The following is a 16,373-nucleotide window of genomic DNA, read 5'->3' as shown; positions in this document are numbered from 1 at the left end:
CCCGCCCCCCCCCCCCCCCCCCCCCCCCCCCCCCCCCCCCCCCCCCATCCCCCCCCCCCCCCCCCCCCCCCCCCCCCCCCCCCCCCCCCCACGCCCAATGTGAGTGACGTACTCGCCGCGGAGCTCCGGACGCTGCACCGTCATCAGGCGGCAGGGCGCATCCGGGACACGCACATGATGCTGTGGGGCAAGGCACGCAGCATCACGCCTGGCGAGTTCCCTGAAACAGTCGCCGCCTACAGGGCAGCGGGACTTGAGGAAGAAGTGGAGACCCTCTTGCGGACCGCCGCAGCGGAACGTGATGTGCACGCTGTGCTCAACATCGTGGCGGCACTGCATGACAGCCATCAGTACACGGACGCGCAAGCCATACTGACGGCTGCCCGCACCGATCTCTGACTTCTGCCGGCCGGCCGAGGCCCCCTGTGAATACGAGCGCTATGCGGCTTCCGCCTCGGCCTCAAAATGCATCTGCGCCCGGTCGAGCGCCTCATCGGGGTCTCCGCCCTGAGCTGCAAGCCAGTGCAACAGGTCCGCGATGACGTCCGTGACCGACTCCTCCAGCACCGCACGGGCCGGCTCCGCCATCGACGACGCGCCGACCACCCGGCGGTACTGGTCCAGCACCAAGGCGGCTCGCTGAATACGCATGCAGTGACGTGCGGGTTCGAGAGACAACTCGCACCACACCGCCTTCCCGGTCGCCGTGAGCAGGGTGCCCCATTCCAGGCACATCGCTGACAGCAGGTGCAGCCCCCGGCCGCATTCCAGGTCGCAGCCGGCCGATCCGACTGTCGGCACCGCGTGGCTTCTGTCGTGAACCTCGACCCGAAGCCGGTCGTCCACGGACTCCAGGACAAGAGTCGCGGCCGCCCCCTCTCCCACGTGCTTGATGACGTTGGTGGCTAGCTCGGTAACTGCTAGTTCAGCTTCCTCCGCGACAGCGGCTGCTCCCCACTGGCCGAGCGCACCCCGGACCGCCTGACGCACCGTCGCCAACTGCGCCGGCGCCGCCTCGAAGGAAAGGACATAGCGCAGGCCATGTTCAGGCTCCTCATGCAAGGTCATGGCGAAACTCCCTCCCAGGCCACGCCAGCGCTGCGCCCACCGCAACCGTACGGCGACGCTGCGTAGCCATCTGGACCCGAGTATGCCAGCGAGAAGTCTCGCCATGTAACTTCTCACGCAACTCAGTTGAGTGAATCTGGTAGTACGCCAACTCCTCGGCGACCTAGCCTGATTGGCGCTCACCAGGCCTGTGGTGCAGCACCACACTGGGGAGGGAAACAACATGTCTGCAAGGGCCACAACCCGCCGTCGCCAGCTCGGCGCAACTATGCGCAAACTGCGTGCCCGCAAAGGCATGACACTGGAGGAAGCCGGCCGTCTCGTGGGCGTTTCAAAAGCGACCGTGAGCCGGTACGAGACACAGGCAGGTCCCGTGAAGTGGCTCGTTGTGGACGCGCTATGCCGCGAGTACGGAGCAACTAGTGCTGAACGCAGGGTCGTTGTCGCTCTGGCGAAAGACGCTAAGCAACAAGGCTGGTGGAGTTCATTCGCTGACTCCATCCCCGAGAGCATGAACCTGCTGCTCACGCTCGAAGACGAGGCTGTACGGGAGGATCATTTCTCCTGCGTCTACGTGCCGGGGCTGCTCCAGACACGTAGTTACACCACCGCGCTTCAGCAGGCCAATGAGATGCGGCGCTCGCCGGAGGACATCGAGCGGCTGGTCGACATCCGGATGAAGCGGCAGGAGATCTTGACGCGAACCCGTGCGCCACACCTGTGGGCCATCCTCGATGAATCCGTGATCCGACGCGTCGTCGGATCACGCGACGTCATGCGAGAGCAGCTCGGGCACCTACTGAGCGTCGGCGAGTCCTCCAACGTCACCCTTCAGATTTTGCCGTTCGCCAGGGGCGCCCATGCGGCTGCACTCGGCAGCTTCGTGATCATCGGTGGCCTTGAGCCCTCACTGGACGTCGTCTACGTCGATCTGCATGTCGGCTCCCTCTTCATGGAGAAGGAGGAAGAGCTGGAGCGCTACCGGCTTGCGTTCGAATACTTGCGCGCACAAGCCTTGGACATCGACGCCTCGTCGGCGATGATCAAGCGTTCTTGTGAGGAGTTGTGAGATGCCCCCTGCCATCAACCGTGTGTCCGACGCCGCCTGGTTCAAGTCGTCGCACAGCGGCGGGAACGAGACCGAGTGCGTCGAATGTGCACACTCCGCCGATGCCACTCTCGTACGTGATTCCAAGTGCACGGACGGCCCCGTCGTTCGTGTTCCCGCGCACTCTTGGCATGCCTTCATACGCGCCTTGGCGCACGGCGAGTTCGGACGTCTCTGACTCCGCCGGGGCAGAGCACACTGCCCTCTCAATGGCTTCTACCTCGTTCGCCGCTGCCTGCACCACTTCAGTCGAGTGCCGGGCCTCGCGGGGTGACTGAACTTGCGGCTCGTTGCGCTTGTGGACGGGCAACCGATGGCGAGAGGTTTCGGCGGCCGAACTGGAAGTATCTCGCCTCCGGGCTATCCCTGCTGTTGCATTGCCCAGTCGGGGGACGGCGGGCGTAGCGCAAGAGTTCGCGCATCTCGCACTGCTGTAGGGGCCAGCGGCCATGGGTTCAGTGACCTCGGTTACAAGGCGCCCAAGGCCGCCCGGTTTTCCCAAGTGTGGCGGTTCCGGAACGAGCGTCAAGACCGCCCTTCGGGCGTCGGCTGCGCCGATTCCGCTTCGCTTCACTCTTGACTCTCGCCCCTCCACCGCGGGTTGCTCTTGAACGGCGGCCCGAAAGGGGGCGGCGGGGGAAGCGGAGCGTTGAAGTCCCGGTTTGGTGGCCGTGTTCGGTGCGCCGCCTGATGACTGAGCGATGAAGCGTTCGTGGCCGACCTGGTGAGCGTTCACGGCCACGGTTCTATATTGGCGTGGGTCAACGTCGGTGCAGTGCGGGGGGATTGAGCACTCTTGCGATCACTTGGAGCGCGTGGGACGGCCGTAGCCGCTCTGCTCTGCGCTGTCGCCGTGCTGGTTCTCGGCGGGTGCGGGACGCAGGTGGCCGGTCGGGCGGGAGAGTCGTCACCGTCGCAGGTGGCGTCCGAGTCGCTCCCGTGGGGCACGATGCAGCCCTCCAGGGTCACCGGAGCGCGCCTCACCGACGACCGCCGCACGCTGATCCTCGACGCGCAGGTGCCCAGTGGCGAACACCCGTGTGTGCGGGACCTCAAGGCGGTGCTCACCGACCCCGTGTCGGACATCGTGCGGGTTCAGATCACCTTCTCTTCGCCGTCGTCGGACAGGCGCTCCGGGTGCACCGAGGAGAGCACGGCCACGGCACGGGTCAAACTGCCCCAGCCGTTGGGCAATCGGGAAGTGGTCGTCGACAATTACACGCAGTTCACCGCCGATGGCGCGAAGCTCCCCGCGTTGCGGCTGTGCGGGCAGCTGGGCTGTCGACCGCCGGCTACCGGCTGCACCGCCGCCTCCTACGAGCAGGCCTTGATCGCAGTCGATGCGCCCAACCACACGTACCGGGACTCACAGGACTGCGACGGGAAGTGGCTGGTGCTGGACTTCTCATGGCGCACGGGACCGGCCTGCGACGGCGCGGCAGACCCCGGCTGCTCCTCCCAGTTGGGTGACCGATGGTTCTTCCGGGCGGAGAAGTCCGGCTGGGTGCCGATCGTCGAGGGCGCGGCCGGAGGCTGCCGGGCCGTACAGCGCAAAGAGCCCGCTTTCCCGACCTCCATGTGTGTCTCGCTGCCTCCACTCTCCTCCTCGCTGCATCCGAATTACCCTCCGCCGTCCGCCTCTCCGACCCCCGGCGCGCGTTCCACCGCCACGACTCCACAGCCTTAGGTGTGCTGTCCTGACATGTCGAACGGATGCCCGCCCCAAGGGAATCCGTGGGTTGTCAGTCCCCGCAGTCCTCTCCAGGACTCGACGGCGTCGGCTCCGGTTGCGGGTCCGGGGTGGGCGTCGGATCGGCCGTGGTGGGCGGCTCCGTGGTCTACAGGGTTGACTGCAAGAAGGCCGCGATCGCCTCGTACAGGCCGTCCGGCTGGTCCAGGTGTACGTCGTGGGCGGCGTCCGGGACGACGGTGAACCGCGTCTCCGGGCGGCTGGTGCGCATGTCGGTGGGTTCCGTGTCCCGCATGGTTCCGTTCTCCCCCTGTATGAGGAGAGTCGGGCAATGTATCCGCGACCACTCGGTCCAGTAGTCGTTCGTGGCCAGTTCCGCCACGGACGCGACGATCGTGTCGCGGTCGAACCGCGGATGCCGGCCGTCCTGTCGTTCCTCCAGGCCCCTGGCCCATGCCTCGTGGCCCAGAAAGGCTTCTGCCGCCGCCAGGGACTCGAAGGGGGTCGGCCAGCCGTCCACGATTTACTTGGTCCCAGACCTACCGGAGTCGGAGTCCTATTGGGGGCCGAGCCGGGCCGCCAGTACCGCGACGTCGTCCTCTGCCGTGCCACCCGGGACGAGGCGGGCCAGGAGGGTGGCCAGTTGGTTCTCCAGAGAGCCGCTGCTGGGCAGGCGCTGCCGGGTGAGGCGGCCCAGCCACTGGTCGACGTCCTGTTCCCGGCGCTCCACCAGGCCGTCGGTGTAGAGGAGCAGGGTCCGGCCCGGGGCGCAGCATCCGGTGACCACCTCGTAGCCCCCGAACCCGTGCCCAGGGGCGGGCCCACGGAGCCGCTGTGCACACCTCCGCGTTTCGGGGAGATCAGGACCAGGATGGCGATTCAGGGGCAGTCGGGGCGGCTCGGGACACGGGCGGGCGTCGGGCGGCTTACGCGCGCGAGTTAGCCTCGGTTCGTTCGACTGACGTAGCGACGTAGCGACGTAGCGACGCCGCGACGCCGCGACGCCGCGACGCCGCGACGATGTAGCGATGTAGCAGCGGGAGGCAGTGATGGCGAAGGTACCGGCCGCGGCGGTGGCCGCGAGTGGGCTCATCGGTGGGTACGGGGTGGCCCGTTGGACCAAGAAGCGGCAGCTGGGCGGGGTCGTACTGGCCGCTGCCGGGGTCGCGGCGGCTCAGCAGTGGCGACAGCAGGCGGGCGGGAAAGCCGCCGGGGCGCTGACCGTCGCGTACGTCGCCGCCTTCGCGGGGTCTCATCCGCTCGCCAAGAAGGTGGGCGCCTGGCCGTCCGTGGTCGGTGTCGCCGGGGCCGTGGCCCTCGCGTCGTGGGTCGTGGCCGACCGACGGGCCTGAGGGCGGCTACGGGCTGGCTACGGGCCTGCGAAGCCGCCACCGCTGCAGGCCTGAGCGGTCGCAGACGGCGATCGTGGAGGGGGCCGAGGCTTCCGGGTCCGGCGGGGGGACGGTGACGCGGCAGGCCACCGTACGACTGGCCATGTTCACCGGCGTCTTCAACCTGCTCTGGGCCACCGTCACGATCCTCATGATCATTCGACCGGGGTCCACGACGGGGGCTTAGGATCCCGCTCATGTACGGACAGCATGAGCAACCGGCCGCGCAGGCCTACCTCGCCTCGGTCGAGAGCCGCCTCGCGGCCGACGGATGCGTGACGCGGTGGGAGGACTGGGCCGGGGTGCCCGTCCTCGTGGGACGGCGGGCCGACTTCCGGCTGCGCTGGATGGCGACGAGGCTGCACCTTTTCACCGTGGCCGCGGTGGTCCCGGAGATAACCGTCTCCGCCATCTCGGGCTTCACCGAGCAGGTGATGAAGTACGCCAAGGACACCAAGGGCGGTCTCCCCGTCGGCCTCCAGAACGGCGTCGGCGCCTTCCCCGTCCTGGTCAGCGACCGGGTCGATCCGGCCGCCGTACGGTGGGCGGAGGAGCAGCAGCGCATCAGGTTCGCCTGCATGACCCGGCCCGTCGTGGTGGACAGTGCCCGGCAGTACGTGGGGATGTACCGCGGCAAGCCCGCCCTCGGGCGCGTCTACGCCTCGCACTTCATCGAGAAGGGGACGCGGTACTTCAACGGGCAGTGAGCGCACACGCACGGGACTTCCGGGTCCCATGCGTCCCGTACGTACTTCAGCCCCGGTGCCCCAGCACATTCACCACTCGCCCGTTCGGATCGCGTACGAAGAAGCGCCGTACGCCCCACTCCTCGTCCCGCAGGTCTCGTACGACCTCCGCGCCCGAGGCGACCACCTGCGCGTACACCGCGTCGACGTCCTCGACCTCCACGCTCAGGTCGGGGACGACGGGGGCGGTCCGCTCCTCGGTGAGGAAGCTGATCTGGGCGGTGGGGTTGGCGGGGGAGGCGAGGGTCATGACCCAGCCCTGGTGCATGACTTCCTCGAAGCCGAGCAGGCCGTAGAAGTCCCGGCTCGTCGTCATGGCCTTCTCGGACTCGACCTGGATGTCCGGGACGATCCTGCGGACGGTCATGGTCAGCACCTCCTCGTACGTCACGGTCAGTGGGCCAGGCTCAGTTCCTCGTCCACCAAGTCTGCCCTGAACTGCCGTGCCACCGAGGCCGCGACGAGCACTCCGGCCGCGATCAGCAGCGTGAAGAACGCCCACGCCAGGGGCCACGCGTTCGCGAAACCGTCCGGCGGCCCGGGGTGCGTGCGCAGGGAGACGTACATCAGCGTCGCCGGTGGCACCGCCACCAGCAGGAGCGGCCAGGCCAGCGCGTCGCGGTGGCCGAAGTAGGCCGCCAGGAGGAGCAGGGCGGCGGCCAGCAGCACGACGCCGATGCCCGTCACCGGCGTCGTCTCCTCGAACCCCCCTTCCGTCTGAATGCGGTTGCGCAGGTCCCACGGGAGGCAGAGCAGGTACGCCGCCGCGGAGAGGGCGGCGCCGAGCACGCGGGTCAGCCAGCGTTCCGGCCAAGGGCGCGTTCGCAAAGGGCTCAACAGCTTCTCGGTCATACGTACGAGGGTTACGCGCCCGGCGAGGGTCCGACAGAGTACGCGTACTCAGACGCGCCTCGGCGAACACCTCATGCGGACGGCGCCCCATCCGAATCCGAATCCGAGTCCGAGTCCGAGTCTGAATCCGAGTCCGGACCGCGACCGCGACCACGTGCACGCCCACGCTCCTGGCACCGTCCCCCGCCGCAATCACGCCCCCAGAGCCCGCGACACCACATAGATCAGCAACCCCACCAGCGACCCCACCACCGTGCCGTTGATCCGGATGAACTGCAGGTCGCGCCCGATGTGGGCCTCGATCTTCTTGGTCGTGTGCTCGGCGTCCCAGCCCGCGACCGTGTCGGTGATCAGGGAGGTGATCTCGTTCCGGTACGTCGTCACGACGTACACCGCCGCGCCCTCGACCCAGCCGTCGACCTTGGCCTGGAGCTTGGGGTCGGTGGCCATGCGGGCGCCGAGGGAGAGCAGAGAAGCCCGCACCCGCAGGCGCAGCTCGCTGCGCTCGTCCTCGGCGGCGGACACGATCATGGAGCGTACGGCCGTCCAGGCGGAGGCGATCAGGTCCTGGACCTCGCCGCGGCCCAGCACCTCGCCCTTGAGGCGCTCCACGCGCGCGCGGGTGTCGGTGTCGGACTGGAGGTCGGAGGCGAAGTCGCCGAGGAACCGGTCGAGGGCGCCGCGGGCCGGGTGCGAGGGGGCGTCGCGCATCTCCGTGACGAAACGGAGCAGCTCCTTGTAGACGCGCTCGCCGACCTTCTTGTCGACGAAACGGGGTGTCCACCCGGGGGCGCCGCCCTGCACCGCGTTCATGATCTCGTCGTCGTGGAGCACCAGCCAGTCGTGGGCGCGGACGCAGATCAGGTCCACGACCCGCTTGTGGCCGCCGTCCGCGACGATCTTCTCCAGCATCTTCCCTATGCCGGGGGCGATCTCCTGGGCGTCGGCGCGCCGGGTGATGGCCTCGCCGACGACCGCCTGTACGTCCGAGTCCCGGAGCACCGTCAGGGCGCCCCGCAGGGCTGTGGCCAGCTCGGCCGTCACCCGGTCCGCGTGGTCCGGTTCGGCGAGCCAGGCGCCGAGGCGGCTGCCGATGCCGACGGCGCGCAGCCGCTGTCGTACGACCTCCTCGGAGAGGAAGTTCTCGCCGACGAACTCGCCCAGCGAGACGCCCAGCTGGTCCTTCTTGGTGGGGATGATCGCGGTGTGCGGGATGGGCAGGCCCAGCGGGCGGCGGAAGAGGGCCGTGACCGCGAACCAGTCGGCCATCGCGCCGACCATGCCCGCCTCGGCCGCCGCGGCGACGTATCCGGCCCAGGCGCCCGCGCCCTCGTTCGAAGCCCACTTCGCGAGGACGTACACGAGCGCGACGAAGAGCAACAGGCCGGTGGCCGTCGCCTTCATATGCCGGACTCCGCGGCGCTTCTCCTCGTCAGCGGGGCTGAAGGAGGTCATCGCGCGGCCTGGCGGTCCGGGGGCGGCCGTCGTCGGGTTCGCGGCGGCACCCGGCCGGGCATGCTGCTCTACGTCGCTCGGTTCACCCGGTTTCGTACGTTCCATCCACTCCACCCGTCCGCAGTCCCCGTACACATTGTCCCTTCCTGACCGACTCCTGGAACGGAACAAGAGTTCCCGGCGTCTGTTCGGATGGGGAATCGATCGACCAGGGGGACCCTTAGGGGGCGCTGTCGGTGTTCTTCCACCCCATGACGCATCATGGGGTGATCACATCGGAGCCTCGGGCTCCCATCGCCCGAGGAGACACGCACCGCATGACCAAGCGTCACGCCGGGGGTGCGGGGGTGTCCCCCGCAAGGCACGGCGCCCTGCTCGCCGCAATCCTTGCCGTGGTCGTGGCTCTTTCCGCCGCCATATACGTCGGTGTCTCGGCCGACGACGGGAGCGGCAGCCAGAACAACCTCGCCAGTGGCAGCACCCCGCACAACTCGGCCGCCCCCGCCTCCACCGGCACCTGGGTCGGCGCCTGGTCCGCCTCCCCCGTCGGCGCCGAGCCCGCCACGGAGACGAACGGCATGGCGGGCCGCTCCGTGCGCAACGTCGTCCACGCGGCCGCCGGCGGTACGAGTGCCCGTATCACGCTGTCCAATCTCTACGGGCAGTCGCCGCTGAGCATCACGCACGCCACGATCGCCGTCGCCGCGGCCGTGAACAACGCCGCCGCCGCGGCCGACACCATGCGCCGTCTCACCTTCGGCGGCAGCACCTCGGTCATCATCCCGGCCGGGCAGCAGGTGATGAGCGACGCGGTGCGCGTGCGGATCCCGCACGGCTCGGACGTCCTCGTGACCACGTACTCGCCCACGCCGTCGGGCCCGGTCACCTACCACCCGCACGCACGGCAGATCTCGTACGTCGCCGAGGGCGACCGCACGGAGGACGTGAGCGCCGCCGCGTACACCGAGCAGAGCGAGTACTGGCGCTATCTGACCGCCCTCGACGTGCTGAGCGACGACTCGGTCGGCACCGTCGTCGTCCTGGGCGACTCGCTCACCGACGGCATCACCTCCACCGTGGGCGCCAACCACCGCTGGACGGACATCCTTTCGGACCGGCTGCACACCGCGGCGGGCTCGGGCGACACGCCCCGCTACAGCGTCGTCAACCAGGGCATCAGCGGAAACCGGATACTGGCGGCCGCTGGGCTCGGCCGCCCGGCCGACAACCCAAGTGGCCTGGACCGCTTCGGGCGTGACGTGCTCGACCGTACGAACGTCAAGGCCGTCGTCATCGACCTCGGCGTCAACGACATCCTGCGCAACCCGAACCGGATCGACCCCGGCACGATCACCGACGGGCTGCGCCGGCTGGTCAGCGAGGCGCACGCGCGCGGGCTGCTCGTCGTCGGCGCGACCCTGATGCCGTTCCGGGGCCACCAGGGCTACACGGGCGACCGCGAGGCGGTGCGCGAGGCCGTCAACGCGGAGATCCGGGCGGGCAAGGTGTACGACGCGGTGGTCGACTTCGACAAGGCGCTGCGGGATCCGTACGACCCGCGGCGACTGCGGTCCGACTATGACTCGGGGGACCATCTTCACCCCAGTGACAAGGGGTACAAGCGGATGGCTGAGGTGTTTGACCTCGGGGATCTGAAGGGGTCGGCTGCGGCGGAGCTTTAGGGGAGCTCTACGGGTGCCTCAGGGGTGCGGTGGAGCCGCGTGATGTCACAGCCCCGCGCCCCTGAAAGGGGCGCTCCAGCGGCCGGAGTTCAGTAGTCGCCGTCGCGGCGGCGCCTGCGCTCCTCGCGGCGTGCCTCGTGCCGCTCCCGGCGCTCCGCGTGCCGTTCCCGGCGTTCCTCGATCCGTTCCTCGATCCGTTCCCGGTGTTCCTCCAGCCGTTCGTGGATCAGGTCGCCGGCCATGTCGAGGGCTTCGCGGTGGACGTCGAGCACGTCGTCGAGGGCGCCGCCCCGCGAACCCCCCAACTCCTTGCGGGCCGCCCTCCGTTCCAGCTTCTCCTGACGGCGCTCCTCCTTGATGCGGAGCCGCTCGGCGCGGGTCAGCTTGCGCTCGACGCCGACGCCGCCCCAGAAGGCGAAGCCCGTGACGATCACACGCGGGGCGCCAGGGTCCCCGGGCCGCCCCTCCTCACGGTGGTCGAAGCCGCCCATGATGCCGATGCCGCGGACGACGACCTCGACGCCGGGCGGTACGACGACGTTCATACCACCCATGATCGCGACGCAGTTGACGACGACCTCGCGGTCCGCGAAGTTCGCCTCGCGCAGGTCGATCTCGCCGCCGCCCCAGAACGCGAAGGAGTTGAAGCGCTTGGGCACCGTCCAGCGTCCCTTGCGCTGGAACCCGGCCATGATCGCGACGGCCCACGAGGACGAGCCCTCGCCGCCGACGATCCGCTCCGCCCAGCTCCCGCTCTCCACCGACTGCTTGACGAACGAGACCGGGGCCACGGCCGCCGGACCCGGCAGATCACGGGTGATCGGCGCGAGCTCACCGTACGTACGGGCCTTGTACGTCTCTTCCAGCCGCTCCTCGAACTCCTCCATGTCGAGGCGGCCCTCCGCGAGGGCGTCCCTCAGCACTTCGGCGACTCGTTCACGATCGGCGTCGGAGGCTCGCAGCTCCGGGGCATCGTCGGTCATGGGAGTCAGCCTACGAGACGGCCTGCTCCGCGTACATGCGGCTGATGACCGCCTCGATGTCCGGCTCCCGCACCGAGAGATCCACCAGCGGATACTCCGCCGCGATCCGCGCCACCAGCGGAGCCGCCGACTCGGCCGCGGGGAAGGCGAGCCACTGCCGCGGCCCCTCCACCTTCACCACCCGCGCCCCCGCGATCTCGATCGACGGAAGCTCCCGCTCCAGGTCCACGACCAGCGTCCGCTCGCTCTCCCCCACCTCGTGCAGCCCGGTCAGCGGGCCGTCGTACATCAGCCGCCCGTGGTCGATGACCATCACCCGCCGGCACAGCTGCTCGATGTCGGTGAGGTCGTGCGTGGTGAGCAGCACCGTCGTGCCGCGCTCGGCGTTCAAGTCCCGCAGGAACTCACGGACCCGCGCCTTGCTGATCACGTCGAGGCCGATCGTCGGCTCGTCGAGATAGAGGATCTCGGGATCGTGCAGCAGCGCCGCCGCGATGTCGCCCCGCATCCGCTGCCCCAGCGACAGCTGCCGCACCGGCACGTCCAACAGGGCGTCCAGCTCCAGGAGTTCGACGCAGCGGTCGAGGTTCTCGCGGTAACGGGCGTCCGGGATCCGGTACATGCGGTGCATCAGCCGGTACGAGTCGATCAGCGGGAGGTCCCACCACAGGGTCGTACGCTGCCCGAAGACGACACCGATGCGCTGCGCGAGCCGGGTGCGCTCACGGGACGGGTCGATGCCCGCGACCCGCAGCCGGCCGCCGCTCGGGGTGAGGATGCCGGTCAGCATCTTGATGGTGGTCGACTTGCCCGCGCCGTTCGGGCCGATGTAGCCGACCATCTCACCGCGCGGCACCGTGAAGGAGAGCGAGTCCACCGCCCGTACCTGACGCCGTTCGCTGCGCAGGAAGCCGGTCTTCCTGCGCACGTCGAAGACCTTCTCGACGCGGTCGAGTCGGATGAAGTCACTGTCCATGTCGGCGAATCCACTGTCCACGCCGGTCAACTCCCCGTGCTGCGATACGAACGAAGTCCCGCCCGCCAGGCGACCCCTGCCAGCGCGCAGCACCCCACCGCGACCAGCGGCGGTGTGAAGGCGACCCAGGTCGGCAGGTCGAGCGGATAGGGCCGCCCCAGCACATACAGCGCGGGCAGCCAGTTGACGAAGGCCAGCGGGAGCACGAACGTCACCCCGCGCACCAGGTCCTTGGCGAAGACGGTCGGCGGGTACTGCAGGAGCGTACCGCCGCCGTAAGTAAAGGAGTTCTGCACCTCGGAGGCGTCCCGCGCCACGAACTGGAAGGCCGCGCCCGCCACGAACACGGCCGAGAAGATCCCGCCTCCGCTCAACAGCATCAGCGGGATCATCAGCACCTTCAGCGGTGTCCAGGAGAGGTCGAGTACGGCGATCGCGTATCCGAGGACCAGCAGCCCCTGGGTGATCCGGCCGAGGCGGCGCAGCGCGAAGCGGTCCGCGGCGACCTGCGCGAGCACCGGGGCGGGGCGTACGAGGAGGGTGTCGAGCGTGCCGTCGCGCACCCGCCGCCCCAGCCGGTCCATCGAGCCGAGCGCCAGGTCCGCGAGACCGAAGGCGGTGCCCGAGACGCCGTACAGGAAGGCGACCTCGGGGAGCGAGTAGCCGCCGAGACGGTCGACTTGCGAGAACATCAGCAGGATCGCGACGAAGTCGAGGGCGGTCGCCGCGAAGTTGCCGAAGGCGGTCATCGCGAAGGACGCGCGGTAGGCCATCGTGGAGCGGATCTCCATGGCGGCGATCATGCGGTAGGCGCGCAGACCGTCGCGGGCGCGGGCGTACGGCCCCTGCCGCTCGGGCCACGGGACCACGGGCGCCCGCCCCCGGACCGGCCGCTCCTCCGCGTCCTCGTACACAGGGCTAGCCACCCTGCACCACCACCCTCCGCGTCGCCACCGACTGGATCAGCCGCCCGAGCGCGAGCAGCCCGAGAGCCCAGGCGGCCTGGAAGGCGTACGTGCCCAGGGGATCCGCCTTGCCGAGCAGGACGTCCACGGGTGCCTGGACCAGGGAGGACCAGGGCAGGGCGCGTACGACCTCGCCGAGCGCGCCCGGGAAGACGTTCAGCGGCAGCAGCATCCCCGAGCAGAAGACGCCCGCGATCATGGCGATCTGCGCCGCGCCCGCCCCGTCGAGGAGCCAGAACGCGGACAGTGCCACCAGATAGCGGATCGAGAAGCTGACGAGCACCCCGAGCGCGACCGCGACCAGGAACGCGGCCCAGGTCAGCGGGTCGGCGGGCAGCGCGAGGCCGAAGCAGAGCGCACCGAACACCAGCGGGACCACACCCCGCCCCAGCAGATGGAACAGCGCCCGGCCCGCGTCCTGGGCCAGCCACCACAGCTGCAGATCGACGGGCCGGTACAGGTCGACCACGATGTCGCCCGTACGGATGCGCTCGATCAGCTCGTCCTGGAAGCTGCCGCCCATCGTGGCCATCACCATGAGCAGCGCCTGGGACAGCCACACATAGGTGAGCGCCTGCGCCTGGTCGTAGCCGCCCAGGTGCGGCCTGGTGTCCCACAGCGCGATGAAGACGTACGCCAGGATCAGCCCGAAGACGGTGTTGGTGAACACCCCCGCCAGCGTGGCCGTCCGATAGGTGGCGTAGCGCCGGAACCCGCCGACCGCGACGGTCGCGTACAACCGCCCTGTGTCCACAAGGAAGCCCTCCTGCGCGCCGTAAACCCAAAGCGCAGGAGCTTAGCCCCGCCGTGGCGTCGCCTGCCAGGCATTTTCCGGGCGCGACGCGTGCCAAGTCCAGGGAACGGAACGCTTGGTGCGACAGTCTTCAAGAGGGGCGCAAAAGGCGTACGAGGGCGTACGGGAACGTACGACGCGAAACGGGAGTCCGGCAAACAAATGAGCGACGAGCCGCAGCCGCAGCCGAAGCCGCAGAACAGCCAGGGCTGGGCGCCCAGGGAACCGGGACCCGGCCCGCAGGGGGCACCTGGAGCACCCGGCACCCCTGGCACTCCCGGCAGCGCTGGTGGCAAAGCCGGCAAGGCCGGCAAGAAGCAGAAGCGGAAGCGCACCGGCTGGCGGCGGCTCATCCCGACCTGGCGGATCGTGCTCGGCACGTTCATCGGCCTGGTCCTGCTCCTGGTCGGCCTCTTCGCGCTCGGCTACTACCTGGTCAAGATCCCGCCCGCGAACGCCGCCGCGACCAAGCAGAGCAACGTCTACCTGTACGCGGACGGCAGCCAGCTCGCCCGTGACGGCGAGGTCAACCGGGAGAACGTGTCGCTCGCGCAGATCTCCAAGGACGCCCAGCACGCGACCCTCGCCGCCGAGGACCGCGACTTCTACTCCGAGTCGGCCGTCGACCCGACGGCGATGATCCGCGCCGCCTGGAACACGGTCACCGGCAAGGGCAAGCAGTCCGGCTCGACGATCACGCAGCAGTACGTGAAGAACTACTACCTGGGCCAGGAGCAGACCGCCACGCGGAAGTTCAAGGAGTTCTTCATCTCCATCAAGCTCGACCGCGAGAAGAGCAAGGACGACATCCTCGAGGGCTACCTCAACACCAGCTACTTCGGCCGCAACGCGTACGGCATCCAGGCCGCCGCCCAGGCCTACTACGGCGTCAATGCCCAGGACTTGACGGTTGGTCAGGGCGCTTACCTTGCGGCACTCCTCAACGCGCCCAGCGAGTACGACGTGATCGCGCACCCCGAGAACAAGTCCGCGGCCCTGGCCCGCTGGGACTACGTACTCGACGGCATGGTCAAGAAGAAGTGGCTGACCCAGTCGGCCCGCGACGCCGTCAAGTTCCCCGAGCCGAAGCAGTCCGTGGTCGCGACCGGGATGTCCGGGCAGCGCGGCTACCTCGTGAAGGCCGTCAACGACTACCTCGTCCAGAACAAGATCCTCGACGAGGACACCCTGCAGACCGGCGGCTACCGCATCACGACCACCCTGCAGAAGCCCAAGCAGGACGCCTTCGTGAAGGCCGTCAACGACCAGGTGATGGACAAGCTCGACAAGAAGAACCGCAAGGTCGACAATTACGTGCGCGCGGGCGGCGTCGCCATCGACCCGTCCACCGGCAAGGTCCTCGCGATGTACGGCGGCATCGACTACACCAAGCAGTACGTCAACAACGCCACCCGCCGCGACTACCAAGTCGGCTCCACCTTCAAGCCGTTCGTCTTCACCTCGGCCGTGCAGAACGGCTCGCAGACCCAGGACGGCCGCATCATCACCCCGAACACGGTCTACGACGGCACCAACCAGCGCCCCGTACAGGGCTGGAACGGCGGCTACTACGCGCCCGAGAACGAGGACGGCGTCTCGTACGGCGACATCACCGTGCGCACCGCCACCGACAAGTCGGTCAACGCGGTGTACGCGCAGATGGCCGTCGACGTCGGCCCCGACAAGGTCGAGAAGACGGCTGTCAACCTCGGCATCCCCACGGACACCCCCGACCTGACCGCGACCCCCTCCATCGCGCTCGGCCCGGCCACCGCGAGCGTCCTCGACATGGCGGAGGCGTACGCCACGCTCGCGAACCACGGCAAGCACGGCACGTACACCCTCATCGACAAGATCACCAAGGACGGCTCGGAGGGTGTGAAGCTCCCGTCCCAGGACACGAAGCAGGCGGTGAGCCGCGAGGCCGCCGACACCACCACCGCCATCCTGCAGAGCGTGGTCGAGGGCGGCACCGGCACGGCCGCGCAGGGCGCCGACCGTCCCGCCGCGGGCAAGACCGGCACCGCCGAGGAGGACCAGGCCGCGTGGTTCGCGGGCTACACCCCCGACCTCGCCACCGTCGTCTCCGTCATGGGCCAGGACCCCGACACCGGCACCCACGAGTCCCTGTACGGCGCCCTCGGCCAGCCCCGCATCAACGGCGGCGGCTACCCGGCGCAGATCTGGGCCCAGTTCACCAAGTCCGCCCTCAAGGGCACCCCGGCGACGGACTTCGACCTCCAGCTCCAGCCGGGCGCCGAGGAGCCGGCATCCCCGTCCGTCGAACCACCCACCCAGCCGACCACGGGCGGCCAGGACAACGGCGGCGCCACCACGAACGGCCAGGACACCCAGGGCCAGAACCAGGGGCAGACGCAGGGCCAGACCCAGGGGCAGACGAACGGCCAGACCCAAGGCCAGACCCAGGGGCAGACCCAGGGCCAGACCCAGGGCCAGACGAACGGCGGCACGCTCACCGGCGGCACCACCACCGACGGCGGCACGACCACCACGGGCGGCGACACCACCACGGGCGGAACCACCACCGACGGCGGCGCGACGACGGCGGGTGGTGCCACCGGCGGGGGGACCACGGGGACGACGGTGGGGGCGGGACCGCTCAGCGGCGCCGCTTCAAGAAGCCCGAGAAAGCACTAGCAAGCA

The 16,373-nt window shown here is 69.2% G+C and carries 18 protein-coding genes; 8 read left to right on the top strand and 10 right to left on the bottom strand.

Translation table 11 applies throughout. The features are described 5' to 3' along the window. Positions 1-99: 99 nt before the first annotated feature. On the top strand, positions 100-399 hold the full coding sequence (locus ACZ4WS_RS25515; RefSeq protein ID WP_467983676.1) for a hypothetical protein: 300 nt from the start codon (positions 100-102) through the stop codon (positions 397-399). A gap of 39 nt (positions 400-438) precedes the next feature. Here ACZ4WS_RS25515 and ACZ4WS_RS25510 read toward each other — a convergent pair whose 3' ends face one another. Beyond that, on the bottom strand, positions 439-1,068 hold the full coding sequence (locus ACZ4WS_RS25510) for an ATP-binding protein (RefSeq protein ID WP_467983675.1): 630 nt from the start codon (positions 1,066-1,068) through the stop codon (positions 439-441). A gap of 223 nt (positions 1,069-1,291) precedes the next feature. On the opposite strand from ACZ4WS_RS25510, the gene ACZ4WS_RS25505 reads away from it, so the two are divergent. The 3 genes from ACZ4WS_RS25505 to ACZ4WS_RS25495 all read left to right on the top strand — a co-directional run bounded on the left by ACZ4WS_RS25505 (position 1,292) and on the right by ACZ4WS_RS25495 (position 3,863). Continuing rightward, positions 1,292-2,137, top strand: a complete 846-nt coding sequence (locus tag ACZ4WS_RS25505) for a helix-turn-helix domain-containing protein (RefSeq protein WP_467983673.1) — start codon at positions 1,292-1,294, stop codon at positions 2,135-2,137. A gap of 1 nt (position 2,138) precedes the next feature. Next, positions 2,139-2,354 carry a DUF397 domain-containing protein gene (locus ACZ4WS_RS25500; protein WP_467983671.1) on the top strand — a complete coding sequence of 72 codons (216 nt, stop codon included), beginning with the start codon at positions 2,139-2,141 and terminating at the stop codon, positions 2,352-2,354. A 771-nt stretch (positions 2,355-3,125) separates the two neighbouring features. Then, entirely contained in the window at positions 3,126-3,863 is a 738-nt protein-coding gene (locus ACZ4WS_RS25495) for a hypothetical protein (RefSeq protein WP_467983670.1), read from the top strand. 151 nt (positions 3,864-4,014) lie between these two features. Here ACZ4WS_RS25495 and ACZ4WS_RS25490 read toward each other — a convergent pair whose 3' ends face one another. Both ACZ4WS_RS25490 and ACZ4WS_RS25485 read right to left on the bottom strand, forming a co-directional pair. After that, positions 4,015-4,386, bottom strand: a complete 372-nt coding sequence (locus ACZ4WS_RS25490; RefSeq protein ID WP_467983668.1) for an alpha/beta fold hydrolase — start codon at positions 4,384-4,386, stop codon at positions 4,015-4,017. Between the two features lie 36 nt (positions 4,387-4,422). Further along, positions 4,423-4,653 (bottom strand): SpoIIE family protein phosphatase, encoded by a 231-nt coding sequence (locus ACZ4WS_RS25485; RefSeq protein ID WP_467983666.1) that lies wholly within the window; start codon positions 4,651-4,653, stop codon positions 4,423-4,425. A 262-nt stretch (positions 4,654-4,915) separates the two neighbouring features. Between ACZ4WS_RS25485 and ACZ4WS_RS25480 the strand changes: the two genes are divergently transcribed. Continuing rightward, complete coding sequence (locus ACZ4WS_RS25480) at positions 4,916-5,218, top strand: hypothetical protein (protein WP_467983664.1); 303 nt, start codon at positions 4,916-4,918, stop codon at positions 5,216-5,218. A 236-nt stretch (positions 5,219-5,454) separates the two neighbouring features. Beyond that, complete coding sequence (locus ACZ4WS_RS25475; protein ID WP_467983663.1) at positions 5,455-5,964, top strand: levansucrase; 510 nt, start codon at positions 5,455-5,457, stop codon at positions 5,962-5,964. 46 nt (positions 5,965-6,010) lie between these two features. Here the strand turns inward: ACZ4WS_RS25475 and ACZ4WS_RS25470 are convergent, their stop codons facing one another. The 3 genes from ACZ4WS_RS25470 to ACZ4WS_RS25460 all read right to left on the bottom strand — a co-directional run bounded on the left by ACZ4WS_RS25470 (position 6,011) and on the right by ACZ4WS_RS25460 (position 8,415). Then, positions 6,011-6,370, bottom strand: coding sequence for a VOC family protein (locus ACZ4WS_RS25470; protein WP_467983661.1), 360 nt, complete (start codon positions 6,368-6,370; stop codon positions 6,011-6,013). Between the two features lie 26 nt (positions 6,371-6,396). Then, a complete protein-coding gene (locus ACZ4WS_RS25465) occupies positions 6,397-6,855 on the bottom strand; it encodes a hypothetical protein (protein WP_467983659.1) in 459 nt (152 codons plus the stop codon). A 192-nt stretch (positions 6,856-7,047) separates the two neighbouring features. Beyond that, positions 7,048-8,415, bottom strand: coding sequence for a DUF445 domain-containing protein (locus ACZ4WS_RS25460; RefSeq protein ID WP_467983658.1), 1,368 nt, complete (start codon positions 8,413-8,415; stop codon positions 7,048-7,050). 212 nt (positions 8,416-8,627) lie between these two features. On the opposite strand from ACZ4WS_RS25460, the gene ACZ4WS_RS25455 reads away from it, so the two are divergent. Further along, positions 8,628-9,992 (top strand): SGNH/GDSL hydrolase family protein, encoded by a 1,365-nt coding sequence (locus ACZ4WS_RS25455; protein ID WP_467983656.1) that lies wholly within the window; start codon positions 8,628-8,630, stop codon positions 9,990-9,992. 89 nt (positions 9,993-10,081) lie between these two features. On the opposite strand, the gene ACZ4WS_RS25450 is transcribed toward ACZ4WS_RS25455, so the two are convergent. The 4 genes from ACZ4WS_RS25450 to ACZ4WS_RS25435 are packed head-to-tail and all read right to left on the bottom strand — an operon-like array spanning position 10,082 to position 13,670. Beyond that, the gene (locus ACZ4WS_RS25450; RefSeq protein ID WP_467983655.1) at positions 10,082-10,975 is read right to left on the bottom strand and encodes a DUF1707 SHOCT-like domain-containing protein; all 894 of its coding nucleotides are present in this window, start codon (positions 10,973-10,975) and stop codon (positions 10,082-10,084) included. A 10-nt stretch (positions 10,976-10,985) separates the two neighbouring features. Then, on the bottom strand, positions 10,986-11,951 hold the full coding sequence (locus tag ACZ4WS_RS25445; RefSeq protein WP_467984015.1) for an ABC transporter ATP-binding protein: 966 nt from the start codon (positions 11,949-11,951) through the stop codon (positions 10,986-10,988). 26 nt (positions 11,952-11,977) lie between these two features. Continuing rightward, positions 11,978-12,820, bottom strand: coding sequence for an ABC transporter permease (locus tag ACZ4WS_RS25440; protein WP_467984013.1), 843 nt, complete (start codon positions 12,818-12,820; stop codon positions 11,978-11,980). Positions 12,821-12,869: 49 nt separating this feature from the next. After that, on the bottom strand, positions 12,870-13,670 hold the full coding sequence (locus ACZ4WS_RS25435; RefSeq protein ID WP_467983653.1) for an ABC transporter permease: 801 nt from the start codon (positions 13,668-13,670) through the stop codon (positions 12,870-12,872). A gap of 201 nt (positions 13,671-13,871) precedes the next feature. Between ACZ4WS_RS25435 and ACZ4WS_RS25430 the strand changes: the two genes are divergently transcribed. Next, entirely contained in the window at positions 13,872-16,367 is a 2,496-nt protein-coding gene (locus ACZ4WS_RS25430; RefSeq protein WP_467983652.1) for a transglycosylase domain-containing protein, read from the top strand. The last annotated feature ends 6 nt before the right edge of the window (positions 16,368-16,373 follow it).

The sequence above is a fragment of the Streptomyces sp. NPDC029292 genome, assembly GCF_055569295.1.
The sequence above is the reverse complement of the archived record's forward strand: the minus strand, read 5'-3'. Positions and strand labels throughout refer to the sequence as shown.